The organism is Labrenzia sp. THAF82 (assembly GCF_009363435.1).
In the GTDB taxonomy this organism is placed as follows: Bacteria; Pseudomonadota; Alphaproteobacteria; order Rhizobiales; family Stappiaceae; genus Roseibium; species Roseibium porphyridii.
In genome coordinates, this window is sequence record NZ_CP045354.1 from 4,734,327 (window position 1) to 4,760,542 (window position 26,216).

Here is a 26,216-nt window from a genome sequence, read left to right on the forward strand (position 1 = left end):
GAATTGACAGACAAAGGTGTCCGGTCATCTGCCGGGCACCCGAACTTGGCGGACCTAGTTGAAAATCTCAGCCTTGCGCGCGTCGGAAAGCACCTGCCAACTGCCTTCTTCGACGCCATCCAAGCCCAAACCACCTATTGCGCTGCGCTTCAGTTCATTGACGTGATTGCCAACGCTTGCAAACATACGGCGCACTTGATGATACCGCCCTTCGTGCAACGTGAGGCGGGCGTGCGTTTCATCCACGATATCCAGCAGAGCCGGTTTCAGTGGTTTTTCCTCACTCTCCAGCATCATTTCACCGGATGCGAAAATGCCGGCTTCATCGCCTTTCAAGGGGCGGTCCAGAACCACCTCATAAATCTTCGGCACATTCGATTTCGGTGAAATCACCTTGTGCAGGAATGTCCCGTCGTCGGTAAAGAGCAAGGCGCCCGATGTTTCCTTGTCCAAGCGCCCTATCGTCGACAAGACGGGTTTGCGCATCCGGAACCGATCAGGCAGCAGGTCATAAACGAGCCTGCCCTGATCCTTGGTCGAGCACGTGTAGCCAAGCGGCTTGTTCATGAGCAGAACAACGCCCTGTGCCGGATCCAAAGGTTCATCATCAAACAGGATGTCTTCGTGGTCGACGCGGCTGTCAGCCTTCAGAACATTGCCTGCCTTGTCTGTCACCCATCCGTTCCGGATCGCGAGCTGCATTTCCTTGCGGCTGCCGTAGCCCAGATTGGCGAGAAGCTTTACAAGACGCATGCTAGCGCCCTCCCTTTCCCTTTACGGCCCGAATGACCTTGTATCCCCCCTCGTCAGCCAATTGAGCGACGTTGGCGAATACATCGGAAAGTGTCTGCTCATAGGGCAAGTGCCTGTTGGCGACCATGAAAAAGTCTCCGCCCGGCCTCAGTCCTCCGGCTGCAGAACGAATAAAGCCTTGCCCGACATCGACCCGATCTGCCCGCCCCGCCTGGTGAAACGGTGGATTGGAAACAACAAAGTCATATGGTCCCTCAAGACCTTTGGTCACGTCCGACCAGATCCCGTTCAGCGCGCGTTTTCCTTTGAAGGCAGAAAGGTTCTGCTCCGCCAGATCCAAAGCCCGTTTCTCGGCTTCATAGAGATCCATTGCCGCAACTTTCGGAGCCTTCTCCAAGATCGCACGGCTCAAATAGCCGAAGCCTGCTCCCAGGTCCGCCCCACGCCCCTTCAAAGTTTCCGGCAAATGGCTAACCAACAACGCCGAGGCCGGATCTATGCGATCCCAGGCGAAAATACCTGGCCGGCTGACATAGGCACCCTCCAGCACCGGTCTGGGTTGATCCAGTCTGGACCATTTTTCCAGAAGATCCTGGTTCAAATCCTCAACCTGCACGGTTCCCCAGACGGAGCGGCACTTGTTCTTTGTGAGCTTTTCAGTGTGTCCGAGCAAATCGGAAAGATCGCTTTCAAGTGTCTTTGCCCCTTCCGTATTTGCCGAGCAAGCAATCACCTGGCCACCGGAAACTGCCTTTGAAACTGCCCGCGCCAGTTGCGCACGCGCTTCCTGGCGCTGGCGTCCGGGCAATACAAGCACCAGATCAAATCCGGTCTCGGCAACCTCGGCCACAACTTCAAAGCCTGATTTTTGCAAGGCGTCGCGATCAGGCGCAAAACTCTGTTCGCAAACAAGCTTGGCCGGTGCGAGGTCTCTCAGGGACTGCCCGGCGCGAGCACGCATGAACAGAGCCTTTGGATCTGATCCAGGCTCCACTTCACCGGATAAGAGAGGTAGCAACAGTGTTTCGAGCGCGGGATCGGACATTTAGAACCTGATTGAGCGAAGATATTACCCGGCGCTCATAACGTCTGACGGCCTCCAGGTCAAAAGGCTGCGTCGGACTGAAACGCCTTACCGTCGACAAGCAATGTCAGCGGCAGAGACCTGCCATCTTCGGTCACGGCGATTTCAAGCAGAACGCGGCTGGTATCGAGACGCTCAATGATCCTGCCTTCGCCCTCGGGCAGGAAAAAAGCATCTATGCCATAGTCAACACGGATCTCGTTTTCAGTGAGGGAACGCACGGTCCCGGACATGGCCAGATCGCCGGCGTTGTCGCGTTCCACGCTCACAACAACCGGCTGCACTGCCTTGCCTGCTCCTGCCTGCAGGCCGACAAAGATCTTGTCTCCCACAGCAATTTTGTCGCCTTCACTCAGATCTTTGGAGAGAGTGTTGATTGCGAGATTAATGATGACGTAGTCCCCTCTGAGAAGGTCCCTCGGATCCACCGGTACAAGTTCCAACGGCACCACCTGTCCATTTCGCTGGACGTCAAACCGGTCAGCAAGTGGAATTGCAATCAGGAACAGTTGAATGATGGCCACAAGGCCCCACCGCAAATATGGCAGGCGAAGGAAACTGGGTCGGGTAGATGGCAGTGTTCCGGCAACATCGCTCATGTCGGCAGGACCTCCTCGTTCGCCGGGGATTGTTTCACTTGCCCGCTCCGTCTGAAGACGCGTGCCAGCCAAAGCGCCACCCCAAGCAACAACACTCCCGCAACCAGGAAGAACAAGGACTGACCCAACAATGAACCTATGGTGACTTCAAGCAGCCAAAGCGCAACGGCTGTCAGGCCGAGATAGGCGCAGAGCATCCAGAACCGGTTGCTGTACCAGGTTCCAAGTGCACATAGGCCAACAAGAGCGGCCAGGCTGAATGCTGATAGAAGCAGAACATTTAGAGTGGCCAAGGGCACGAGAATTGCGAAGAGCGCGAACCCAACAGCAGCAAAGAGTGCAAGGGCCTTTGTCGTCTTGAAGGAAAGTACCAAGCCGACCACGCACAGGAGCACCGCCAATGCGAGCGGTACCAAGGCAGGAAGTGCCAGAAGGCCTGCAGAGACAAGGCCGTCGGAGATCTCGGGCACGAGAATGAGCGACAGAACCAGCAGAATGCAAAGGATCATGATACCGGCATCCTGAAGCGACCGCGCCATCAGCCAATGGCCGTGGCTTCGCAGCGGTCGATCGCTCGACCATTTGACAAACAGGTCCGCAACCGGGTCGAGCTGAACCATGAGCGCTGCCACGCCGCCGATGCCAGCCAAAGCCATCGCCAGAACGATATCGTCCCCGCCGCTCAGGATGTCAGCCGTCTCGGCAAACCAGCGACCATAGGTCACCCAAAAGAGTACGATCGCGGCCCACCTGGACAAGCGTGCCGGATAGACTATGGAATGTGCGAAAGTGGCGACGAGCAATGCCAGTCCAACAAGGCCAGGCAGCAGACCAGGTTCACCGAAGTCTTCCCTCATGACCTGCCATGTAATCGCGGCGATGGCAGCAACAGCCACAGACGCCCTGGAGCCTGTGACCCACGCTGCAACGAGTGCACCTAGACAGACGAGAAATGCACCTCCGGCCCAGTCTGACGGCAGATGAAAAATTTGGCCGACCAGAGCCATGCCCCCAACAAAGACAAGCGTTGCAAATCCGGTTGCCAAATCGGCAACACCCCTTTTTCCACCCTTAGCGGCCAATGCTGCGAGACCGTGGCTCGCCACAATGAGACAGGCAATCCCAACGAGCTTCACTGTTTTGGGGATCACCCCCCAATTTGCGGCGATAAAGGCGAATACGGCCAATGCCACACACATCATGCCGATACCCGCAAGCACCATCGGCAATCGTGAGCGGCCATCGCCCTGTTCCTGGTCCTTGAGGATCAGCGCCGCTCCATCCGGCTTCACCCATCCATTGGACACCCAGACCTCAAGGTCGTCCTTCAATCTCTTTTTGTACGTCCAGTCGAACATTCCGCTCTGCCACTGATTTTCAATACGTCCTACCGTAGCAGTCAATCGGCTGCCAAAGCACCACTCGTGTTGTTGGAAGAGTTGACCCCAAATTGGGCCAAAGGTTTGGCGATCCGTCTCTTCCTGTGAAGAGGCTTCCCCAGTTGACCTTTACTTCCCCTGCGGAAACCACCTCCTATGGTTGCGGCCATGCATAGTTTCTATGCATGGTCATCAATAGGACAAAATTTAATATTTGCAGAGCTCTTCAGGCCTTGCCGAGTGACGTGGTCTTGGTATTCTGTTTCGCAGAATCTTTACCGAAAGAGCGTTCCGAGACGAGCCTATGTGCAGGATTCCGGGACTTTAGACAAGCTTGGCACAAAAAGTTGCCACTGCTGTTCAGAGCCAAACTCCAACAACAATCCAGGGGGGCTCTGAGGGGCGTCCGAGAGGCCCGGGCGCCCCTTTTTCATTCTGCAGGTTCTTGCGATTTTCCGACGGCGCGCCGCGGCTTGCGCGCTGAAGTTGACTTTTTGGCTGTTGTATTTCGGGCCGGTGCCTTTCGGGCAGACGACTTTTTGACAACCGCCGTTTTTGCTTCAGGGGATACCGGATTCTCCCTGGAGGCGCTCTTTGATGCCTTCGCTTCAGCAGCTGTTTTCTTCCATTTCACCTGTGCTTCCAGCGGGTTTTCAGTGATGTCTTCCGAAACCGGCGGCAAGCCCAGGACCTTTTGAAACTTCTGCAAGGTCTCGAGAGTATGAGGCGCCATTTCCTTCAAAGCACCCGGGACAAATCGAACCACATTGGACGCTAGCTCTCGCTCTTCGGCCGTTTTAAGCAGTTTCGGCAGGCTTTCTATTGCTTTTTCGTGGGCAAATTCGACGATCAATGTCTGTTCCTGAAGGATGAAGCTGCGCTCATCGGCAGCCAACGACTTGAAGGGCTCATCCTGAGTGAGAACCCGAGCCGACCGTTCCAGTCTATCCTTGCGCACAGCTCCACGGCTTTCGGCAAGCAAGATCAGCATGCGAATAACAGCTTCGCAGAAGCCACCCTCTTCGATGCGCATCAAGGCTGCCTGAACCGGTGGCAAGCTGCGCAGATCTTCTTTCCGTTTCAACGTGCGTCCCGGCAGTCTGCTATGGCCGAACCACCGCATATAGGGCGAGCCCCAAACGGACAGGAACAAGTTCTCATACATTGTGTCGCGAAGGTCCCGGAAGAGATCCATCGACTGTTCGACAAGAGCCGCATTGAGGTGCTCAAGTTCTACAAACGGGTTATTTGGACCCGCAGGCGTCCGGCTTTCTTTCACTTTGTCCGCGCAGCCCGGCAAAAGTCCAAGAAAAGGATTGAGGCTGGACATCATGGACCGCTGCACGCGAAGTGGATGGAGGCGGCGTCGCAGATCTGCGCTTTGCTCAGTCACGCCGGACTGTACAAACGGCCGAACACAGACGTCATAAAATTCAGATTGTTGTTCTGAAGCGCGCGCGACTGCTGCAAAGGCGTGTTCTTCATCCCGGCCATCGTCAATCTCTCGGAGCTCATCCATTGTGCGCTCATGAAAACTCACGGTGAATTCGCGCTCCAGAATGTCACCGGCGTAGTCGTCTATCGTCATCTCATAGAGCCCTGGCGGCAGCGCTTCGATGGTTTTCAGGGTCGACGTAACTTCCGTATGTTCTTTCTTCGCGATCTTTGAAGACACAAAAATACCCAGATGACCAACCTGGTCATGCACCATGTAGATGATGCGCTGGCCCCGGATTGCGATTTCTCTTTCGTCCGTATAGCTGTCGATTATCCAGTTGAGCGCCTGTTGCGGCGGAGTGATGTTGTCTCCCCAACTGGCAAAGACAATGATCGGCGCCCTGATCTCCTTGAGGTCGATATTGCGCCCCGGCTCAAGTTGCGCCTCGTTTTTGGCCAATCGGTTGCCGACAAACAACTGTTCGACAATCCATTTCATTTCCGCTTCGTTCAAGAGGAAGTAACCGCCCCACCAGCGCTCGAAATCCAGAAAACGCTGAGGCTCCGTATCAACCTTCGAATAGAGATCGTAGTATTTGCCGAAATAGTTTCTCGCCGGATTGAGCAACTCGAAATTCTGAACGATATCTGCCCCATCGAAAACGCCGTGCCCGAGGTCGGAATAGTACATGGCGTTGTAGGTTCCACCCAGAATCCCGCCATTGTATCGCATCGGATTTTCCCCGACACGCCCGGACCAGGTGCTGACAGGCGCGCCATTGAGGACAATGGGCCCAGTCAGATCGGGATTGGTGGCAGCCAAAAGAAGCGTTGCCCACCCACCCTGGCAATTGCCGGTCACGATCGGATTTGGCGCTCTAGGGTGCAGCTCTTTCACCTTCCGAACGAAAGCAGCTTCGGCATTGGTGACATCGGCAAGCGTCTGACCTTTTTCCGGCCAGCGTTTGAACGCAACGAAGTAGACGGGGTGGCCGTCACGGAGCGCAACACCGACCTGACTATCCGATTTGAAACCGCCAATGCCGGCACCATGGCCGGCACGCGGGTCGATGATGATATAGGGCCGTTTCCAGGGTTGGTGCTCGCGGAACTTGGAGTCCTTTGGCGGGATAATCTTGAGCAGCATGTAGTTGCATGGACGCGGCAGGTCGGCACCGTCCACGACAAGCTCGTAATCGTAAATCAGAACCGGTGGGCACCCAGCAGCTTCATGTTCCAGAAAAATGTCGCCGCGCTGGCGCAACGTATCCATGGTCAGCACGGTACGTTGCACCGCGTCCTGCCAATAGCTGTTCCAGTTGTCGATAAAAGCGCCTGATTTCTGCGCTTCGCCCATATCTTGCATGGACTTGTTGAAAGCCGACAGGTTCTTTTGCCAATGGTCCTTTTGAACGTCGGCTATTCTTGTCATGTGCCGGGTCAGACCAAGGGTCATAAGCTCCGTCATCTTGGTGAGTTCCGTCGCCTGAGCCTGCATACGGGTGGAGTGCTCGGAAGGCGCCCAGGCAGTCGCATCGGAAAGCATGTCCAGGAACTGGTTCTGTCCCTTTTCAAGAGCGTCGAAAATGTCCTTCATCAGAAGCTCCTATCCAAGAATGCTGTAGCCACCATCGATCGGGTGAATACTGCCGGTTACATTGAATGCCTCGCGGCTTGCCAGAAACGCGGCGTAAGCGCCGACGTCATCGATGGTTGCCAGTTGATGGGTTGGCGCGCGTTCCGCGGCGTCATTGAGAAGCGCATCGAATTCCGCAATGCCAGAGGCAGCGCGCGTCATCAACGGTCCAGGTGAAAGCGCATGAACCGATATGCCTTTCGGGCCCAATTCTGCAGCAGCATAGCGCGTTGCCGATTCAAGTGCAGCTTTTACGGGGCCCATGAGGCCATACCGGTCGACCACGCGCTGAGCCCCCATGAAAGAGACCGTCATACACGTGCCTCCTTCCGGCATCAGGAGTTCGGCCCTCCGGATCAAACGCAAGAACGAGTGGACAGAGACATCCATCGCAAGAGCAAACCCCTCGGCCGAGCAATCGACAACCCGGCCATGGAGATCTTCCTTGTTCGAGAAGGCAACTGAATGAAGTAGCGTGTCGAGCCTGCCCCAACGTTCGGCAATCACAGAGAACAGATCATCAAGTTCACCCTCGTCCCGTACATTGAGCGGTGCGATGATCTCCGCCTCAAGCTCTTCGGCCAGAGGCCTGACAAAGGGTTCGGCCTTTTCGCTCGCATAGGTAATTGCAAGATCGGCACCTTGTGCCCTGAAAGCCTTGGCACAGCCATAAGCTATGGACTGATCATTTGCGACACCAACAACAAGGGCTTTGTGACCTGTCAGATCGAACATGAACTCGAACTTTCCACATGGAAGGCTCAGCTGCCGTGATACCTGACGGCTGGCCGAAACTCATTGACCGGACTGCCTCCTGGCACCACTCCGCAGTGCAGCATATCCATCATGACGGCAGAATGACCATGCAAGGAAAATAGGTGCTTCCGGCGATCAATGCCAGCTATCGCAATGCAAAAAAAGCGCCCCGAATTGCTCCGGGACGCCGTTTTTCACCTTTCAAGGTGAATTTGTCAGGCCAGATCGAACCGATCTGCGTTCATCACCTTGGCCCAGGCAGCAATGAAGTCCTTTACAAACTTCTCACTGTTGTCGTCCTGGGCGTAGACTTCAGCATAGGCCCGCAGAATGGAATTGGAACCAAACACCAGGTCAGCACTGGTTGCAGTCCATTTCAGCGTTCCAAGCTTGCGGTCACGGATTTCATAGGTGCCGTCCGATGCAGGAAGCCAGCTGTTGGTCATGTCGGTGAGGTTGACGAAGAAGTCCGGGGTAAGCGCTCCTTCGCGATCCGTGAAGACACCATGCTTGGTGCCGCCATGGTTCACGCCAAGAACACGCAGGCCGCCAACAAGAACCGTCATTTCCTGGGCGGTCAGACCCAGAAGCTGAGCACGGTCGAGCATCATTTCTTCGGGGCTGACGACGTAGTTTTCCTTTTCCCAGTTCCGGAAACCGTCCGCAAGCGGCTCCATCACGTCAAAGGATTCACCGTCCGTCTGCGCGTCCGTTGCATCGCCACGACCTGCCGAGAATGGAACCGTCGCGCTCAGACCTGCAGCCTTGATCGCCTGTTCGACACCCACATTGCCGGCAAGCACGATCACGTCTGCAATGGAAGCACCTGCTTCAGCTGCAATTGGCTCAAGAACAGACAGAACCTTGGCAAGCCGCTCCGGCTCATTGCCAGCCCAGTCCTTTTGAGGTGCCAGGCGAATGCGTGCGCCGTTGGCACCGCCCCGCTTGTCCGAGCCGCGGAATGTACGTGCGCTGTCCCAAGCCGTCGCAATCAACTCTGCGGCGGAAAGGCCGCTGGAAGCAATCTTCGCCTTGACCGCATCAACGTCATACGAAGTTGAGCCAGCCGGGATCGGATCCTGCCAGATCAGATCTTCGGAAGGAACATCCGGACCGATATAGTTGACCTTCGGCCCCATGTCGCGGTGGGTCAGCTTGAACCAGGCACGCGCGAAACAATCACGGAAGTAGGCTTCATCCGCCATGAATTTCCGGCAGATTTCGTTGTAGACCGGGTCCATTTTCATGGCCATGTCCGCATCGGTCATCATCGGATCGTGACGGATCGACGGATCGGAGGCATCAACAGGTTTCTGATCTTCCGGCATATCCACCGGCTTCCACTGCCAGGCACCTGCCGGAGACTTCGTCAGTTCCCATTCATAGTTGAAGAGATAGTCGAAGAAGCCCATGTCGAACTTGGTCGGCTCCTTCGTCCATGCACCTTCAATACCCGAAGTGAAAGCCTTGGACGCCTTGCCGTCCTGGTCCGGGTTTGCCCAACCGAGGCCTTGTCCTTCAACGCCTGCCGCTTCCGGCTCGGCACCGATGTGGTCACCGGCACCTCCACCGTGAGCCTTGCCGACGGTGTGTCCACCACAGGTCAGCGCTGCGGTTTCTTCGTCGTTCATGGCCATGCGTTTGAAGGTTTCCCGCACATGCGCACCGGTCTTGACCGGGTCCGGCTTGCCGTCGACACCTTCCGGGTTCACGTAGATCAAACCCATATGAACAGCTGCAAGCGGGTTCTCAAGCGACTCCGCGTTATCAGTGTTGTCGTACCGGTTTTCTGCGGGCGCCAGCCATTCTTTTTCAGACCCCCAGTAGACATCCGTTTCCGGGCCCCAAATGTCGGCGCGACCGAAACCGAACCCAAACGTTTTGAACCCCATGGATTCGTAAGCCATGTTGCCGGCGAGTATGATCAGATCCGCCCAGGATAAGGCATTGCCGTATTTCTTCTTGACCGGCCAGAGCAAGCGGCGGGCCTTGTCCAGGCTGGCATTGTCCGGCCAGGAATTGAGCGGAGCAAAACGAATGTTGCCAGAACCGGCGCCGCCACGGCCGTCCTGCATGCGATATGAGCCGGCTGAGTGCCAGGCCAGACGGATCATGAGGCCACCATAATGCCCCCAGTCTGCCGGCCACCATTCCTGGCTGTCGGTCATCAGTGCACGCAAATCGGCTTTGACACCTTCATGATCGAGGTTTTTCACGGCCTTCTTATAGTCGAAGTCCGGATCCATCGGGTTGGTACGCGCACCGTGCTGGTGGAGGATGTCCAGGTTCAGCGCATTTGGCCACCATTTGGTGACGGGCTTGTCCATGGCCGTGTTGCCACCGTGCATAACGGGACAACCACCTGATTTATCGACCTTAGCGTCCATCTTCCTCTCCAATTCTAAACTCGGTGCATTGCACCGGCTTACACAAATCAGACCCTTTGTCAGCAATTTGACAGCGGGCCGAAACGACCTTGCGAAACTCGCTGTATGCTCTGGAAATAGTGACAGACCACACCGTTTCAATTCTTGGCTGAACAGACTGCGGACAATACCACCAATAGATGTGCGGCCATCAGACCAGTCTGTTCTAATTCTAAACTAGCAAACCACAATCATCAGAAGAAGTTGAATTTTCTGATCGCTTCGATAAGCTTTAGTTATGATCAACATCACTCTGAAGCAACTCCGCTATTTTGAAGCGCTCGCGCGCCACAGGCACTTCGGCAAAGCAGCGGAAGCCTGTGCAATTTCGCAGCCAGCCCTTTCCATGCAAATCAAGGAAATGGAAGACGTCCTGGGAGCAGCGCTCTTTGAACGAGGCGCACGCCAGGTCAGACTCACTCATTTTGGGGAAGTGGCGGTTGAGCGTGCCAGAGACATTCTGCGCTCAGCCGACGAACTTGGCGATCTCGCCCGCGCCTCGCGTGAAAGGCTGGTAGGCAGGTTCCGCATCGGCGTGATCCCGACAATTGCCCCATACCTGTTGCCAAAGGTGATCGGAAATCTCAAGGAAGACTACCCGGAACTCGACATTCATGTCCGGGAAACGGTGACACCCAAGCTGATACAGGAGCTGAAGGAAGGCCGGCTCGATACGGCAATCGTCGCCTTGCCGGTCTCTGAAAGCTCACTTGAAGAAATACCGTTGATACAAGAGAGTTTTGTTTTGGTGCGCACTGCAGGTGAAGCCAATCTTCCACTGCCCAACGCGGACAGTCTCAAGGAAATGCGGTTGCTGTTGCTGGAAGAAGGCCACTGTTTCCGTGATCAGGCACTGTCTTTCTGCAATCTGCCCTCCGGGCCACCAAGGGAAGTTCTGGATGCCAGTTCCCTGTCCACGTTGGTCCAGATGGTCAGTGCAGGAATGGGCGTAACACTCATTCCCGAAATGGCCGTTCCGGTTGAAACCAGATCCGCACCGGTCGCCATATCCCGGTTTGAAGACCCTGAACCCAACAGAACCATCGGCATGGTGTGGAGACGAAGCAGCCCTCTTGCCAGTCAGTTGAACGAGATTGCAGGCATCGTCCGCCGGTCAGCGGAAACCCTGCCTCTTCAATGAGACGCTTTTATACTGCGCCGGAAAGTGCCAAGGCCAATGAGTGCCATAGCCGCCGCCAACCCTAGGAGGACAGCTCTTGCATCATCTCCGGAGGCAAACACTGCCACCATGAGACCTGCAAGCGGTTGAGACAGATTGTTCAGGCAAATGATTGCACCTGTGGTCTTGCCAAACTCGGATGGCGGGATGATTTCCTTGCGCAGGGTGCGCACATAGATGTTGAACATCTTGTCGAAGCCGGCAATCAACAGGAACCCGAGCGCGTAGGCCAGCGGATGAGCTCCGAGACCGGTCAAGACAGCACCAAGACAAATGAGCGCGTAGGCCGTGCGACCGAGCGTGTTCAAACCAAAATGAACATGTGCTGTCAAAGTCAGAACGGCGAGCGTCGCTAGTGCTCCCCCTACCTGCAGCCAGGCATATTCCTGCTCGGACCGATCGAAAAAGCCCGTCATCATGGCTGCCGCGGTTGCCAGCGTTGCACCGATTATCAGATTGACACCCGCGGCCTGAAAGATGGCGCGCAAGAGATCCGGCAATTGCCAGATCAGCACGAAGGCATGCTTCAGATCAGCAACAGGGTGACGCTTTTCGAGGGGCGCAGGGGGATCTGCCATGCGCAGCTGGCCAGGCCAGAGCCGAAACACGGCGTCCGACAGAACAAACAACCCGGTTGCCAGGATCACAACGGTTTCCCAAGGCCACAACACCATCAGATAAGCTGCCGTCAATGGTCCAAGCACGACACCCATTTGTGAGGCCAGTTGACTGTAGCTCGCCACCTTTTCAAAGCGTTGATCCTTGAATGCGCCGACCAGAACCATTTCCAGTGCGAGCAGTCCCTGTGTCGTCAGCACGCCGACAATCGCGGAGAGCGCGATCAGCCACCAGACACCACCGAAAACGAGCTGACCTGTGATGCCGATCAGACAGACAAGGGCTCGCAACACGCGACTGACGCGCAACAACATGATCGGGGAATACCGGTCACACAAAATTCCTGCGACCGGAAATGTCAGGTATCGAGGCAACGTTTCAAAGAAAAACGCCAGGCCGGACCACGCGACATTACCGGTGATCTGGAAGATGACCAGCGGCACCAGAAAGAGCAGGATCTGATCGGCCAGAACCGTCAGAAACATGGACGCGAAAAACGCGCGGTCGCGAACGAGCATCAGATGCTTTCAAAGGACCAATGTTGGCGGGACGACTGTCGTATCACCCACCATAAAGCCCTGCAACTGCAGCTTGCCTCGAACCGATTGTGTTCACCCGGCGCAGCACAAACCAGTGGTTCAAGTTTTTCTAGCAACCACAAACCGGCTGTAAGGCTCCGGATAGGTGCCGGTTTCAATGATTTCAAATCCACTCGAGGCAATCATGTCTTCCAGGCCCTGAAAGGACAACATGCGCACAAATGGCGCTTTGCCAAACAGCTGCATCACCTTGATCATCGGTGTGAACAACCAGGCCTTTTTCTTCAGGCACACGGTCTTGGAAATATAAAGACCACCCGGGTTCAGAAGGTCCCGCACTCTTTTCAAAGTGTCTTCCGGGTTTTCAACCAGATGCAGGAAATTGTAAGCCAGCACCGCATCATACCCCTTGCCGTCCTGGGCTTCGATCTCCTCACTGAAAACATCAGCAACCGCAAAGCTCAATCCGTCTGCCGAGGCACTGCCCCGTTCTTTCTCTGCAAGCAGTTTTTCGTTGGCAATGTCGATCATTCCGTCAGCAAAGTCGGTCGCGAGATAAGAGCTGACATTTCCGGCCAGAAGAAGCGCAGTTGAGCCGGTACCGCAACCAAGCTCGAGTACCTTGTCCTGCGGGCCGAGATGTTCGGTTGTCCGTTCCAGCGTCTTTTCGTAGGCCTTCTGGTCCTTAATGGGGGAGGCAGCGTATTTCTTGGCGGCCTTACTCCAGAAGCGGGTTGAAGGGGTCATGTCGTTGGTCCAAGTGATCGTCATGGTGTTTTTATCCTTATCATGCTGAACGGGACGCGGCGCATGGCGTATTGTCTTGCGCGGCGCATATCGTCGACAGCGGCTTTCGCCCTGACACTGCCGTGCTCCAGAGTCGGGTCCAGCGGCCGGCACCGACCGGCATCGTCTCAAGGTCGGTCAGACCACTCTGCGTCAGCCACTGACGCAGGGCCGAAGAACTCAGTCGGTGCGTTCGCCATTTCAGGTGTATGAATGTGCCGAAGAGGGTTTTCCGGGTGGTCACGACAAGCAGAGTTCCGCCGGGTTTCAATACCCGGTACATCTCGCTGATTGCAGCTTGGGGCACCTCCAGGTGCTCAACCGCATGCGCGCACATCACGAAGTCAAAGCTTTCAGACGCGTAAGGCAACGCCCTTATGTCGGCGACTTGCGGCTGACAATTGACGCCCATCAGCTCAAATTTGCCAGATGCCTCCTCAAGCATGACCGGTGAGATATCGACAGCCGACAGCTCGAATGAAGCGTCCATTTCCGCAGCCAGAGCAAGGGCCATCGCGCCTGTTCCGACACCGCAGTCCAGAACCTTTACGGGCCTCTCGCGATCACTTGTCAGAGTTGGCACCAGTTGGCGAAGAACCTGCCGGTAGGCCAGTGGAAATCCGAGCCGCTCGATGGTTCTTTGCCAGGACGGCGCACAATCGTCATAAGCGCGGCGCAGCTGGTCGTCGGCAAAGCCCTGTCGGCTGACGGCAATCTGCCAGGAACCAAGACGACGTTTGAAGACCGGGATATGTGGCGCGTGGGTTTCAAGTGTCATTTGCGTTTCCCCGCACCGCCCCAAAGCCCAATGCGATCAAAAATTGCGCGGCCGATTTCCCGGCCGCCACTTGGCGATGCCAGAAAGCACAAGACCAGCTCAATCACTCTCACCAATGTCACTGTCAGCCATTGCGGATTCATGGGAAACACTCCTTTGACCCGCTAGGTAACCTCTTCAGATTTGAATGGGAATTGCCGAATTTCCACTGGGTGATATACATATTTGCATGAACTGGCAGAGCATTACATTTGATTGGAACCAGGCACGCGCCTTTCTTGTCACTGCAGAAGAGGGGTCGCTTTCGGCGGCCGCGCGAGCACTCAAACTGACCCAGCCGACCTTGAGCCGACAGGTCGCCGCCCTTGAAGAAACGCTTGGCGTGACCTTGTTCGAACGTGTCAACAAGAGCCTGATACTGACAGAGGCAGGTGTTGAGCTTGCCGAACACGTGCGTGCCATGGGTGAAGCCGCCAGCCGTGTTTCTCTTTCGGCCTCAGGACAATCGCAGCAGATCGAAGGACTGGTTACCATTTCCACGACCGACGTGATGGCTGCCTATCTTTTGCCGGACATCTTGCGGGACCTGCGCCGGAAAGCCCCCGGTATCGAAATCAAAGTCGTCTCCACAAACAGCGTCAGTGATTTGCGCCGCAGAGAAGCCGACATCGCAATACGCCATGTCGAACCCGACCATCCGGAACTCTACGCCCGCAAACTGCGCGATGCGCGCGGCCAAATTTTTGCCGCCCGTTCCTATCTTCAGCGGTTCGGCCGTAAGCTGACGAAAGAGGATGCGCCCAAGCTCGACTTTCTCGGCTATGAAGATAACGAACAGCTGATCGGCTATCTGCGCGCTATGGGCCTTGACGTGACCCAGGCTAACATCAAGCTCAGCTCACCAAGCCTGATTGTCGCCTGGGAGTATGTGCGTTTGGGGTTTGGCCTCGGTGTGGGAGCGGACGAAGTCGCCGATCGATGTCCGGATATCGTTCCCGCCTTCGAGGACGTTGCTCCGGTCACCTTTCCCATCTGGCTGGTAACCCACAGGGAATTGCACACCAGTTTGAGAATTCGGACTGTCTTCGATCATCTGGCTGAAGGGTTATTGAACATTCGTTCGACTGCCAGCGTTTAGATCTGCCGTATAAACATGCAGCGGCGGCGCGCAGGTTGTTGCCTATTGCCGCTCGACTTAGATGAACACAGCGAAATCAGAACCAGTATGCATCGAACTCAATTCACCGCTTGCTTCACCCCAGCATCCAGTTCAACACAAGTCGCCAATCCGTCATGCGAATGGGTGTCCCGTGTGTGCCGGTATCAAACAGCGTGAACTTGATCGGGTAGTTCGGTGCTTTGGATTTGATCTGCTTGAAGAAATTCGCCTGATCTTCCCAATTATAGACCCGATCCAGCGTGCCCTGCCCCATGTAGATCGGCACATTCCGCGACAGCGCACTGGACCCCAGGAAATTCGGATCCTTGGGTGATCCAAGAAGCATGATACCGCTGAGCAAGCGCGAGTAATTGCCGTTTCTCACAAGGTTCCAGCAGATAATCCCACCCATCGAGCCGCAAGCGACAACGACCTTCGCACCCGGCGAAATCTGCTTTTGGTATTGGATCAACGCGGCGACGTCTGCCGTTCCGCGTTTGTCGAAATTCTTGATATCAACCGTAAGGTAAGCACCTCCGTTGCGCACCATGAGGTTCTGAATACGATTGAAATTGCCACCAAAGGAAACATCATTCATGCCCTGAAAGCGATTTCCGCCCTGGCCATGAATGTAGATGACAATAGCCTTTGCACCGCCCTTCCATTTGCCGGTTCCCATATACTGGATTGTCCGACCGTTCGCGCTTAACTCGGCGCTGCCGCGCCCCCTTTTGGGCTTATAGGATACGTAGTTGCCATAGACCCGGCGTTCATCGACTTCGTCCCGATCACGCAGGTCTCTCTGCTTTGAATATTCAACGACGATGAAGTCGCCATTATAAAGCGTTTCATGGACTTTCTTGTAACGGAACAGTCGGTCCTTATAAGGTTTCAACGCTTCGGCGTGTGCGGCAAGAGCCCCCGTCACCAGGAAAGCCGCTGTCGTTGCAATCGTCAAAAGTTTGTGCCGAATTGTCATGTCAGTCCTCAAGGAACCCTGGAAAAGTTTCGCAATAGAATCTTAGCGCCAAGGTAGCCTTTCGGTCCTTTTGCCGCAATCGTGCACAAACCGGCGACATGATAAAGTTTTCCTGAATTTGTTCTGCCAACCGACCCTACGCGCCGCTGGTCCGGGACAAACAATACCTTCACGAAATCACGGACCAATTTAAGATCTCGATTTTTGATGGATCGGTTATCTGGAAGAAACGCAAAGCTATGCCGCAAGACCAGTTAAGACCCAAATGCCTTGAAGGGTCCCAGAGCGTATCGCTCCCTAAGGGCGCAACCGTGTTTCGTGCAGGAGATCCTTGCCGCAATTTCTATCTGATTGAAAGCGGTTCGGTGCGCGTCGACCTTATGAACTCGGAAGGAAAATCGATCCTTCTCTACCGTATCGGTGCCAACGAAACCTGCGTTCTCACCACGTCATGCCTGCTGTCGCACGAAAGCTACAGCGCAGAAGCCGTCACGGAAAGTGATGTGACTGCGCTGGTCATTCCTGCAAACGAGTTTCAGGCGCGTATCGCTTCCTCTGAGCAATTTCGAGAGATCGTCTTCCGCTCTTTTTCCTCGCGCCTGACCCGGTTGATGGCCAAGGTCGATGAAGTCTCATTTGCTTCTCTCAACAGCCGTCTTGCCAAGCGGCTATTGGAATTGGCAGGCAAGAGAGACTTCGTTGAGACGACACATGAACGTCTTGCGCAAGACCTCGGCTCCGCTCGGGAGGTGATCGGAAGAAAACTTACGGACTGGGAAAAACAGGGGTTGATTGCCCGACACAGAGGCAGCATCGACATCCTGTCACGCCCCGCGCTCACCGTGCTTTGCGGCCAACGTGACTAAGTCACAGACACCTTCAGGCACTAAGATTTATGTCTGGCTCATCGTTAAGTCAGGAGACATAAAATGAGCATCGCCAACGTGGGTTCACTCGACCGTATCGTCCGTATTGTGTTGGGTGCAGCACTCATTCTTGCCCCCTTGCTCGGTTTCGTTGCCAGTGTGTCATCGACGCTTGGAATTGTGCTGATGATTGCAGGCGCGGTTCTGGTGGGAACGGGGTTCATCAGTTTTTGTCCGATCTACCGGATCATTGGTGCCAGCACCCGGTCCAACTCCTAAGTCACCGTGAAAATTTCCAAACTCTTCAGCCTCTTTGCAAGGTTCGACCGGCTTTCGCCCGGGGACGCCTATGAAGGCAGTCTTCGGGGCGACGTCACGATCATTGATGTTCGAACGCCGAACGAATGGAAGGCGACGGGAAGTCCAAAGAGTAGTCGTCGCATTTGTCAGAACGACAAAGACTTCGAGGCAGCCGTTTTGGGCCTCCTGGAAGCCGCCCCGGACACCACGCTGGCCTTAAGTTGCCTGTCCGGGAGCCGTGCAAAATCGGCGGCAAGGCGTCTTCGAAAAGTAGGCCTAACCAACCTGAAGATTGTCGAGGGAGGAATATCCAAGTGGGTGCAAGGCGGATTGCCCGTTGACACTTAAACCGGGCTTCGGCTTGGTCGTGCACGGCGGTCCGCCCTCTTTCGAAGTGTCAGCTACAGTGAAGCAAGCCTGCAGCACCACGGACTTCCACTCGCCTGATTGCAATTGGAATGCCGTTGGCTCGGCCTTCTTATGCCTCTTGTCGGCAATCGGCGCTCTGGCAGCTTAAGCGCACAAAAGGTTCGCAACAGTTCAAAATCACGATGTTTCACCCCGGAAGTCCGAAAATAGTTTTCAACGAAATACAAGTGAACACGCAGTTTCTTTTTGGAACATGGCGATTAATCACGATGCACCCCTGCAAATTGTAACTAGAGTTCTTACCCCTCTTATCCACATTCATTAACAGCCACTGAATAACTCTGTCGCAAAATGCGAATTTAAGAATTTGGTAACCATAAAAATCCAAGACTGCCAGATAGATAGGACCCCTTGAGGCCCGTCTTAGAGACAATGCACGGCAAGTTCAGGAGAACCCAAATGCCAGTCATTTCCTTCGCAAACGCAAAGGGCGGCGCCGGGAAAACCACGGCAGCGCTTCTGCTGGCGACAGAAGTCGCAGCCCGGGGAAAGCGTGTCACGATCTTTGATGCCGATCCGCAAAAATGGATCTCGAAATGGCATGAGTTGCCGAAGAAATGTCCCGGTATTTCTGTGATCAGCGAGATCTCGCCAGCCTCCATTACTGAGCAAATCACCTATGCGGCGGAACACTCCGATTACGTGGTGGTCGATCTGGAAGGAACCGAGAACCTCGTCGTCGCGAATGCGCTGTCTGTGTCGGATCTTGTGGTTGTTCCTATTCAGGGCTCCTCCATGGATGCACGCGGCGGGGCCAAGATCCTGACGCTGATCAAAAAGCTTGAAAAGATCGTTCGCCACGACATCCAGCACTGCGTGGTGCTGACACGCACCAATGCCGCGGTCACGACGCGGGCCATGAAGGCGGTGCAGGATTTTCTGGCGGCCCAGAATATCGATGTCCTGATGACGCCGATTGTTGAACGAGCCGCCTTCCGCGACCTGTTTGAGTTCGGCGCCGGCCTTTCGGAACTCGATCCATCGGTGGTTTCCGGCGTTAAAAAGGCTCGCGAAAACGCCGCCCTTTATGCAGCCGAAATCCTGGAACGCGCAATCACCGTGCCCAAAAAGCGCTGGTACAACATCTTCAAACGCGCGAGCTGACCACAGCAAATCACATGTGACACTGAAGCCGGGCCCTCCGGCTTCCTTATATTCACAGTATTCAAGCTCTGTCGGCCATCTGCACACATTCCCAGGGCAACTCTCTTGCAATGGCCCTCTTCCAACAGTCGCGTTAAAGTTTCAACCGACTCAGATCCGTTTGGCCCAATGCCAGCGATCCGATGGGAGGAACGTCATGACTCTGGCTCGACTTCACACAAGCCTTGCTCTGGCCTGCTGCGCCTTGGTGATCGCCTGCAGTCCCGATGAGGGCAACATAGCGCTCGGAACTTTGGAGCGAGACCGTGTCGCGCTGACGGCCACCGCCAATGAGGTTCTGGTTTCCCTGCCGGTTGCACAAGGGACCTTCGTTGAAAAAGGAACCGTCCTGGCACAGCTCGACCCGGGAGAGCAGCAGGCCATCGTCAACCAGGCACGTGCAGAGGTACAAAAGGCGCGCGCCAATCTGATCAAACTGGAAAACGGGGCGCGGGAAGAGGAAATCGCAAAGGCCCGCGCAAATGTTGCCGGAGCCAAGGCCGAGCTGGTCGATGCTGAAGCTTCATTCAAGCGCTTTCAGGATCTGACACAAAGAGGTACGACGAGCCAGGCGCAATTCGACAGTGCCAAGGCCACACGTGATGCGGCCAGCGCCAGCCTTCAAAGTGCCGAGCAACAGCTGAAAGAACTGGTAACCGGAACACGTCCAGAAGATCTCGATATTGCAAGAGCTGAACTTGAAGCAGCAATGGCGAGCCTTGCCACACAGGAAAAAATCCTGTCCGATCTGACCATCACGGCGAGCCGCGACGGTGTACTGGACAATCTTCCCTGGAATCTTGGTGAGCGCGTGACAGCCGGCAGTCCGGTTGCCGTCATGTTGGCTGGTGCAGCGCCCTTTGCCCGCGTTTATGTGCCAGAACCGCACCGGGTCAAGATCAACGAAGGCGACAAGCTGGAGATCAAGGTGGATGGCCTCGACGACCCGTTGGAAGGTCACGTTCGATGGATCAGTTCCGAACCCTCCTTCACTCCCTACTACGCGCTCAATCAGTCGGAACGCGCACGGCTGATGTATGTAGCCGAAGTTCAACTTCCCGACAGCGCAAGCGATCTGCCCAATGGCGTGCCTGCGCAGGTCGTGCTGCCGTGACGGCCGCAGACACCGATATTGTCGTCCACGCCGAGGGACTTGTTAAAAAATTCAAGGACTTCCGCGCGGTTGACGGGCTTGATCTGACCATAGAACGCGGCATGATTTATGGTTTTCTGGGGCCAAATGGCTGCGGCAAGACCACCGCCATGCGCATGTTGACCGGACTGCTCACACCGACTGAAGGAAGTGTCGAAGTCCTTGGTCTGTCGGTCCCCAAAGATGCAGAGGCGCTGAAATACAAAATTGGCTATATGACGCAGGCGTTTTCACTCTATGGCGATCTGACGGTTCTGGAAAATCTCCGCTTCATGGCCACTATCTACGGATTGTCGGGTGCAAGGCGCAAACAGCGGATCAACGAGGTCATGGACCGCTATGAGCTGAGCGACCTTCAGAACCGATTTGCCGGCCGGATGAGCGGTGGCCAGCGTCAACGTCTGGCCTTGGCGACAGCTGTCTTGCACGAGCCTCAATTGCTGTTTCTGGATGAACCGACCTCAGCAGTCGATCCTGAGTCTCGGCGGCATTTCTGGGAACAGCTCTTTGACCTGATTGAAGGTGGCACATCCATCGTCGTTACCACCCATTTCATGGATGAGGCGGAACGGTGCCACAAGATTGCCATCCTGGAAGCCGGTCAAAAGCGGGCTGACGGAGCTCCAAAGGACCTCATGGCCGAAATGGGCGCCAACGTGGTGGAAATCGAAGGGCCCAACCTGCGAGACATCCGGCGCCATCTTCTGGACACCGAGGGCATCGTGGCCGCAGCGCAGCTTGGCGCGCGCCTTCGGGTTCTTGTGGAAACAGGCATCGCTGACCCTGAAGCCTTTTTGAAAGCCAGACCTGAAACCGATGGCGCTACGCGGATTGAAAGGGTCCGTCCGAACCTGGAGGACGTCTTCGTCACGGCAACCGGAGAAGGCCGCCAATGAGACCGCTTTCCCGCATTGCCGCGATCTTCTTCAAGGAGCTCAATCAGTTGCGGCGGGACAGGATGACCTTCGGCATGGTGATCATGATCCCGCTTATTCAATTGATTCTCTTCGGGTATGCCATCAACACGAATGTGCGAGACATCCCCGTTGCTGTCGTCGATCACAGCCAGACCGGGCTCAGCCGAGTTCTCATCCAGATCGTCGAGGCGACGACAGTTGTGGAAGTCACCGAGCGTCTGAACTCGGTCGAAGAAGCAGAACAGGCAATCAAATCCGCACGTGTCCGAGCGGCCTTCATTCTGCCCGAGGACCTGTCGCAGCGTGTTGCAAGATCGCCCGCGGCAGGACTTGGCACGCCAGCCTCAACGGATGAGGAAACAAGTCGCCCGGTCGCACAATGGATCGTCGACGGATCTGACACCATGATCGCAGGCGCCATAAAGTCCCTGCGAAGCATGCCATTGTCCGAACTCAACCGGCAGCCTCCAAACCGCTCGACACCCACTTTCGAAGTGGCCCTTTTCTTCAATCCCGAACAACGCACTGCCATCAACATTGTGCCTGGCCTTGTCGGGATCATCCTGACCATGACGATGATCATGTTCACCTCGTCAGCCATCGTACGCGAGCGCGAACGCGGCAACATGGAGATGCTGATCAACACGCCGGTCCGGCCAATGGAACTGATGATCGGGAAAATCATTCCCTACATCTTCATTGGCCTCTTGCAGACGGTGATCATTCTCGGCCTCGGGCACCTTCTGTTCAACGTACCGTTTGGTGACAGAACGCTGGATCTTTTCGTCGGCACATTGCTGTTTATCGGTGCCAGCCTTTCTCTCGGACTGGTGATGTCGACCATCGCCCAGAGCCAGCTCCAGGCAACACAGATGACCGTATTCGTGCTGCTGCCGTCGATCCTGCTGTCCGGCTTCATGTTTCCCTATGAAGGCATGCCGCTGGTCGCGCAATATATCGCTGAGGTGTTTCCTGCGACCCATTTCATGCGCATGATCAGAGGCTTCGTGCTTCGCGACGCAAGTCTGTTGGACCTGCACCGCGATGTGATCTGGATGTGCGGGTTCTTCGTGCTTGGTATGTTCGTTGCAGCCTTGCGTTTCAAGAAGCGGCTGGACTGACAGACAGCTTGCTATTTCGGCTGCGGGCCGGTGTCGAAACGAGGGTTGGCCGTCTTCAGAACCGGTGTCTTATCGGATACATTTTCTCGGCTTTCACGCCAGACAACGAATATTCCCGACAGAATGATGATCGATGAGCCGATGCCGACATACATGTCAGGCGTTTCGGCAAAAAACAGCATACCGAACATGGTTGCCCACAGGATCTGACTGTATTGCAACGGAGCAACGACGGCTGCCGGGGCGGCCTTATAGGCAGAGATCATAAAGAACTGCGCGATGACCGACAAAAATCCCACGGCGGCCATCATGGCCAGGTCCGGAAGCTGGACCGGCACATAGACGACGGGAAGTGTCATGGACATCGCCGTCATTGCCAGGATCATCGGATAAAGGATCAGCACAGCGGGACGTTCGCGGCCTCCGATCTTGCGAACCAGAACCGTTGAAAGGGAATTGGCAAAGGCAGCCGCCAACGCCGCTGCGTGGCCCAAGGAAAGCTCGGTCACGCCCGGACGCAGCACGACAAGGACCCCAATCAGGCCGACAATCACAGCGGCCCAGCGCTGCGCCCTCACTGTTTCACCCAGCAATGGGACGGATAACGCCGTTATCAGCAGCGGCATGGCAAACAAAAGCGCGTAGACTTCAGCCAGTGGCAGCGCCGTGAACGCATAGAAACCACAGGACATGGCGATAATTGCAAGCCCTGCGCGGGTTGCAACAAGCAGAGGATGCCGCGGACGGAAATTATCGACCGCCTTGTCCGCGAGCATCATCATCGACATCGGTACAAAAGCGAACAACACGGAAAAAAAGATAATCTGAAAGACCGGATAGTCCGCCCCCAGCGCCTTGATAAGCGCGTCGTGAGACGAAAACACACCGAACGCAAGCAGCGCCGCAAAAAGGCCCTTGAGCGTTGCAGACATGGCAATGCCCCTTTCAGATATCTGACTTCAGCCTGCAATCCAGCAGGCGTCACGATTTAGAGAAAGTCGGCGCTGTGCGGCTGAGCCAGTTTCGCGCCAGAGGCCCTCGGATAGCTGGCCCTCCAATCTGATATCAGAAAGAGCCGAATTCCCAAAGGGCTGACTATTTGATTTGCCGAAAAGAAACTGCCGGATAGGGATCGCGGTCCAAGGCTTCAGACGAACACTCGGGCAAGTGCTGCCACAGCGAGCGCTGTCGCGGCCCGTTTCGGGCCCGCAAATTCAGCTGTGGTCTGACCCGGCACCGTCAAGTCAATCCTATTCAGATCAGAAGCATCAATATGGTCGAGATCCGCAGATTTTGCAGCTTCTTCTGCGGAAATGCGGATCTCGTCGAGCATGCGAACCAGACCCTGCCAAATATGGATGGGCGGCGCTTCGTCCGTGCTGCACCAGCGAACAATTTCATTCTCAGTTACATCAAGAGCCGCCGCCGCCTCAGACGGCGTCAGGCCGATGTAACTCACCATATCACTGAAATTACTCATCTTTGTCCCCAAGACGCCATTGCGCCCCAACACCTACTGCATCATACTGCACTGCAATATGGCAAAAATCCAGCGTTAAGCGGGAAGTCAGTTAACTCCTGCTCCGGCAAAGGAATTTGGACCAGCGTTACCAGTTCGATTCTGGCAATCGGACTCGGTACTTCTAGCAAGTCGCCAGTGACGGATTCCCAAGACAGACTCCGCCGAACAGCCAATTATCTGAAATATCAAACGAAAATTGATATCGGTGGAAAACGAACGCCCGTGTGAACCTTCCGTTCGGTTGATGATACCTTTGAAAAAGCAAATCAACCTGAACCACCACGGGCTGGAATCCCCTCCCCGATCACTGAAGACGCTGCCGGACCTCTGAATGAAATTCAAAGGAAAATCCTTCATTGCGATTGTGTTGTCGCCGGAGCCGCCCTTTGATGCCTGGTTCCAGGAAATCGACCGCATCATCGCCCGGTCTCCGGGCTTTTTCATCGATCGCCCCATAATTCTGGACGTTCGAGGCAGCAAAATCCCGATAGACGATCTGGAAGAGCTGCTGTCGGGATTGTCGGAACGCTCAGTCAGGGTCATGGGTATCGACGGTGTGGCCGGAACCCGGTTGAAACCCGGTATGCCTCCCAGCTTTTCCGGTGGCCGACTGGCATCGGATGTTGAAGTGCCCGAGCCAGTTTCGCCCAAGAACCCGGCGCCGAAGGGCAAAGAACAGGAAAACGCTGCAACTGAACCGGCAGAAACGAAAACTGCACAAAATTCGACTTCGACGGCTCAAAGCAAAGAAGCTGCTTCTGCGAACGGTATCGATGCGAGCACAGCTGCACCAAAGGGTGCTGCCGACAAGGCGGCTGGCCCGGCGAGCATTCCCAGCGGATCTTCGATTGTTGTGACCGAGCCTGTGCGCTCCGGCCAAAGCATTCTGCATCCGGAAGGAGACGTCACCGTGATCGGATCAGTCAGTTCCGGCGCCGAAATCATCGCGGGTGGTTCCATTCACGTCTATGGAACATTGCGGGGACGCGCACTTGCAGGCGTCTCCGGCAAGGATTGCGCACGGATCTTCTGCTCGAAACTGGACGCGGAGCTGGTCTCCATCAACGGACTTTACAAAGTCGCAGACGATTTCGACGGAACTTTTCGCAACGCACCAGCTCAGATCCGCTTCGAAAACGAAACCCTGGTCTTTGAAGCACTGAACTAACCATGGTGCCGCAGTCCAATCAGATGCGGCGCTGACAACAAACGGGACAAACACCATGAGCAACGCCACTGTCGTTGTGGTCACGTCGGGCAAAGGCGGAGTGGGCAAAACCACTACAACCGCTGCGATTGCCTCGGCGCTTGCCAAAGAGGGCTACCAGGTCTGCGCGGTGGATTTTGATGTCGGTCTGCGCAATCTGGACCTGATCATGGGTGCCGAACGCCGTGTCGTCTTCGATCTGGTCAATGTTGTGCGAGGCGAAGCCTCGATCAAGCAGGCCCTTGTTCGGGACAAGAAACTCAACAATCTCTATCTGCTTCCTGCCTCGCAAACCCGAGACAAGGACGCGCTGACCGAAGAGGGCGTGGCCAGCGTCATCAGCGAATTGCGGATGTATTTTGATTGGGTGATTTGCGACAGTCCGGCCGGCATTGAGCGCGGTGCAACCCTTGCCATGCGCCACGCCGACGAAGCAATTATTGTTTCCAATCCTGAAGTCTCGTCCGTGCGCGACTGTGACAGGATCATTGGCCTGCTTGATGCAAAGACCAAGATTGCCGAAGACGGCGGCCGGATGCCAAAGCACCTCATGATCACACGCTATGACACGGAACGTGCCAAGTCCGGCGATATGCTGGAGACAGACGATGTCGTCGACATCCTGTCGGTGCCTCTCATCGGCGTCGTGCCGGAGAGCAAGGACGTGCTCAAGGCTTCCAACGTCGGATTGCCGATCACCGTGTCGGACGAAACCTCACCGGCCTCCAAGGCCTATATGGAAGCGGTGCGCCGGCTGCTTGGTGAAAACATTCCGGTGACCATTCCTGAAGAGAAGAAAAGCTTCCTCGGCAAGCTCTTCAAAGGGAGGGCCGCATGAACCTTCTAAGCCTCTTTGGCAAAAGAGGCGCTAGCGCCTCAGTGGCCAAAAACCGGCTGCAAATTCTCCTAGCGCATGAGCGGGCAGATGACGGTTCAGACGCGGCACTGATTTCCGGTCTTCGGGAAGATATTCTGGCCGTCGTCGCCAAACGAGTCGACATTGATCCGGATTCCGTCAAACTTGAAATGGACCGCTCCGGTGATGTGACAACACTCGGTATCGACATCGAGCTTCCGGCCGCGCGCGCCTCTTGAGATCATCTTCGTAACCTGAGATTGACCGGCCCTCTTGGCCGGTTTTTCTGTTCCGCATGAAGCATGAACTCTCATATTGAAGACGGCATATCAATCGCGTTCCTGTCAACAGAGACCGTCATGTACTGCCTTTCCAAGTGCTACCAAATCCTATGTCGCTGAGATTGACTCGAGACTGGTAACCAGATCCAGGATGCCGCTAGTTTGGCGAAGGAAGTTAAGCCTCCAATTCTCTTTACCGCACGGCAATGCTTAGTCTGACTGAAAGACAGCAGACTAAGGTTCCGAACACTACCGCCAGCAGTAAATTCATTCAGTAGAGTCCAAAATGTCAATTGGATTTAGACGGTGGAC

General features: G+C 55.5%; 26 protein-coding genes. 12 read left to right on the forward strand and 14 right to left on the reverse strand.

From position 1 onward, the window contains the following. Positions 1 to 54 precede the first annotated feature (54 nt). From FIV00_RS21775 to katG, 7 genes are all read right to left on the reverse strand, one after another. On the reverse strand, positions 55 to 753 hold the full coding sequence (locus FIV00_RS21775; protein WP_152502726.1) for a pseudouridine synthase: 699 nt from the start codon (positions 751 to 753) through the stop codon (positions 55 to 57). Between the two features lies 1 nt (position 754). Next, positions 755 to 1,798 (reverse strand): class I SAM-dependent methyltransferase, encoded by a 1,044-nt coding sequence (locus FIV00_RS21780; protein ID WP_152502727.1) that lies wholly within the window; start codon positions 1,796 to 1,798, stop codon positions 755 to 757. 59 nt (positions 1,799 to 1,857) lie between these two features. Further along, entirely contained in the window at positions 1,858 to 2,436 is a 579-nt protein-coding gene (locus FIV00_RS21785; RefSeq protein ID WP_173006096.1) for a GDYXXLXY domain-containing protein, read from the reverse strand. Further along, a complete protein-coding gene (locus FIV00_RS21790; RefSeq protein WP_173006097.1) occupies positions 2,433 to 3,794 on the reverse strand; it encodes a DUF2157 domain-containing protein in 1,362 nt (453 codons plus the stop codon). The genes FIV00_RS21785 and FIV00_RS21790 overlap by 4 nt, the downstream gene beginning before the upstream one ends. 451 nt (positions 3,795 to 4,245) lie before the next feature. Next, the gene (locus FIV00_RS21795; RefSeq protein WP_152502728.1) at positions 4,246 to 6,849 is read right to left on the reverse strand and encodes a DUF3141 domain-containing protein; all 2,604 of its coding nucleotides are present in this window, start codon (positions 6,847 to 6,849) and stop codon (positions 4,246 to 4,248) included. 9 nt (positions 6,850 to 6,858) lie between these two features. Then, entirely contained in the window at positions 6,859 to 7,623 is a 765-nt protein-coding gene (fabI, locus tag FIV00_RS21800) for an enoyl-ACP reductase FabI (protein ID WP_152502729.1), read from the reverse strand. Between the two features lie 236 nt (positions 7,624 to 7,859). After that, the gene (gene katG, locus FIV00_RS21805; protein WP_152502730.1) at positions 7,860 to 10,031 is read right to left on the reverse strand and encodes a catalase/peroxidase HPI; all 2,172 of its coding nucleotides are present in this window, start codon (positions 10,029 to 10,031) and stop codon (positions 7,860 to 7,862) included. Between the two features lie 277 nt (positions 10,032 to 10,308). Between katG and FIV00_RS21810 the strand changes: the two genes are divergently transcribed. Then, positions 10,309 to 11,211 (forward strand): hydrogen peroxide-inducible genes activator, encoded by a 903-nt coding sequence (locus FIV00_RS21810; protein ID WP_152502731.1) that lies wholly within the window; start codon positions 10,309 to 10,311, stop codon positions 11,209 to 11,211. Here FIV00_RS21810 and FIV00_RS21815 read toward each other — a convergent pair. The 4 genes from FIV00_RS21815 to FIV00_RS29880 form a co-directional block, all read right to left on the reverse strand. Next, on the reverse strand, positions 11,205 to 12,386 hold the full coding sequence (locus FIV00_RS21815) for an MFS transporter (protein ID WP_152502732.1): 1,182 nt from the start codon (positions 12,384 to 12,386) through the stop codon (positions 11,205 to 11,207). The two genes, FIV00_RS21810 and FIV00_RS21815, sit on opposite strands and share 7 nt — an antisense overlap. Before the next feature lie 120 nt (positions 12,387 to 12,506). Next, positions 12,507 to 13,178, reverse strand: a complete 672-nt coding sequence (locus tag FIV00_RS21820) for a bifunctional 2-polyprenyl-6-hydroxyphenol methylase/3-demethylubiquinol 3-O-methyltransferase UbiG (RefSeq protein ID WP_152502733.1) — start codon at positions 13,176 to 13,178, stop codon at positions 12,507 to 12,509. A 16-nt stretch (positions 13,179 to 13,194) separates the two neighbouring features. Further along, a complete protein-coding gene (locus FIV00_RS21825) occupies positions 13,195 to 13,971 on the reverse strand; it encodes a class I SAM-dependent methyltransferase (RefSeq protein ID WP_152502734.1) in 777 nt (258 codons plus the stop codon). Further along, complete coding sequence (locus tag FIV00_RS29880; protein WP_173006098.1) at positions 13,968 to 14,114, reverse strand: hypothetical protein; 147 nt, start codon at positions 14,112 to 14,114, stop codon at positions 13,968 to 13,970. The genes FIV00_RS21825 and FIV00_RS29880 overlap by 4 nt, the downstream gene beginning before the upstream one ends. Before the next feature lie 86 nt (positions 14,115 to 14,200). On the opposite strand from FIV00_RS29880, the gene FIV00_RS21830 reads away from it, so the two are divergent. Further along, positions 14,201 to 15,109 carry a LysR family transcriptional regulator gene (locus FIV00_RS21830; protein ID WP_152502735.1) on the forward strand — a complete coding sequence of 303 codons (909 nt, stop codon included), beginning with the start codon at positions 14,201 to 14,203 and terminating at the stop codon, positions 15,107 to 15,109. Between the two features lie 115 nt (positions 15,110 to 15,224). Here the strand turns inward: FIV00_RS21830 and FIV00_RS21835 are convergent, their stop codons facing one another. Then, positions 15,225 to 16,109 carry an alpha/beta hydrolase gene (locus tag FIV00_RS21835; protein WP_152502736.1) on the reverse strand — a complete coding sequence of 295 codons (885 nt, stop codon included), beginning with the start codon at positions 16,107 to 16,109 and terminating at the stop codon, positions 15,225 to 15,227. Between the two features lie 311 nt (positions 16,110 to 16,420). On the opposite strand from FIV00_RS21835, the gene FIV00_RS21840 reads away from it, so the two are divergent. The 7 genes from FIV00_RS21840 (at position 16,421) to FIV00_RS21870 (ending at position 22,038) form a co-directional block, all read left to right on the forward strand. Continuing rightward, positions 16,421 to 16,975 carry a Crp/Fnr family transcriptional regulator gene (locus tag FIV00_RS21840; protein WP_209006662.1) on the forward strand — a complete coding sequence of 185 codons (555 nt, stop codon included), beginning with the start codon at positions 16,421 to 16,423 and terminating at the stop codon, positions 16,973 to 16,975. 63 nt (positions 16,976 to 17,038) lie between these two features. Then, a complete protein-coding gene (locus FIV00_RS21845) occupies positions 17,039 to 17,254 on the forward strand; it encodes a DUF2892 domain-containing protein (protein WP_152502738.1) in 216 nt (71 codons plus the stop codon). A 6-nt stretch (positions 17,255 to 17,260) separates the two neighbouring features. Then, entirely contained in the window at positions 17,261 to 17,623 is a 363-nt protein-coding gene (locus tag FIV00_RS21850; protein ID WP_152502739.1) for a rhodanese-like domain-containing protein, read from the forward strand. Positions 17,624 to 18,103: 480 nt separating this feature from the next. Further along, a complete protein-coding gene (locus FIV00_RS21855; protein ID WP_152502740.1) occupies positions 18,104 to 18,808 on the forward strand; it encodes a ParA family protein in 705 nt (234 codons plus the stop codon). A gap of 196 nt (positions 18,809 to 19,004) precedes the next feature. Continuing rightward, positions 19,005 to 19,961 (forward strand): HlyD family secretion protein, encoded by a 957-nt coding sequence (locus FIV00_RS21860; RefSeq protein ID WP_152502741.1) that lies wholly within the window; start codon positions 19,005 to 19,007, stop codon positions 19,959 to 19,961. Next, the gene (locus FIV00_RS21865; RefSeq protein ID WP_152502742.1) at positions 19,958 to 20,896 is read left to right on the forward strand and encodes an ABC transporter ATP-binding protein; all 939 of its coding nucleotides are present in this window, start codon (positions 19,958 to 19,960) and stop codon (positions 20,894 to 20,896) included. The genes FIV00_RS21860 and FIV00_RS21865 overlap by 4 nt, the downstream gene beginning before the upstream one ends. Next, positions 20,893 to 22,038, forward strand: coding sequence for an ABC transporter permease (locus FIV00_RS21870; RefSeq protein WP_152502743.1), 1,146 nt, complete (start codon positions 20,893 to 20,895; stop codon positions 22,036 to 22,038). The genes FIV00_RS21865 and FIV00_RS21870 overlap by 4 nt, the downstream gene beginning before the upstream one ends. An 11-nt stretch (positions 22,039 to 22,049) precedes the next feature. Here FIV00_RS21870 and FIV00_RS21875 read toward each other — a convergent pair whose 3' ends face one another. Continuing rightward, positions 22,050 to 22,970, reverse strand: coding sequence for a DMT family transporter (locus tag FIV00_RS21875; RefSeq protein ID WP_152502744.1), 921 nt, complete (start codon positions 22,968 to 22,970; stop codon positions 22,050 to 22,052). Between the two features lie 215 nt (positions 22,971 to 23,185). Next, a complete protein-coding gene (locus tag FIV00_RS21880) occupies positions 23,186 to 23,518 on the reverse strand; it encodes a hypothetical protein (RefSeq protein ID WP_152502745.1) in 333 nt (110 codons plus the stop codon). Positions 23,519 to 23,891: 373 nt separating this feature from the next. On the opposite strand from FIV00_RS21880, the gene minC reads away from it, so the two are divergent. From minC to minE, 3 genes are read left to right on the forward strand one after another with little or no spacing between them, the layout of a single operon-like run. Further along, positions 23,892 to 24,728, forward strand: coding sequence for a septum site-determining protein MinC (minC, locus tag FIV00_RS21885; RefSeq protein WP_152502746.1), 837 nt, complete (start codon positions 23,892 to 23,894; stop codon positions 24,726 to 24,728). A gap of 55 nt (positions 24,729 to 24,783) precedes the next feature. Then, entirely contained in the window at positions 24,784 to 25,605 is an 822-nt protein-coding gene (minD, locus tag FIV00_RS21890) for a septum site-determining protein MinD (protein WP_152502747.1), read from the forward strand. Further along, positions 25,602 to 25,862, forward strand: coding sequence for a cell division topological specificity factor MinE (minE, locus tag FIV00_RS21895; protein WP_152502748.1), 261 nt, complete (start codon positions 25,602 to 25,604; stop codon positions 25,860 to 25,862). Before minD ends, minE begins: the two co-directional genes overlap by 4 nt. The last annotated feature ends 354 nt before the right edge of the window (positions 25,863 to 26,216 follow it).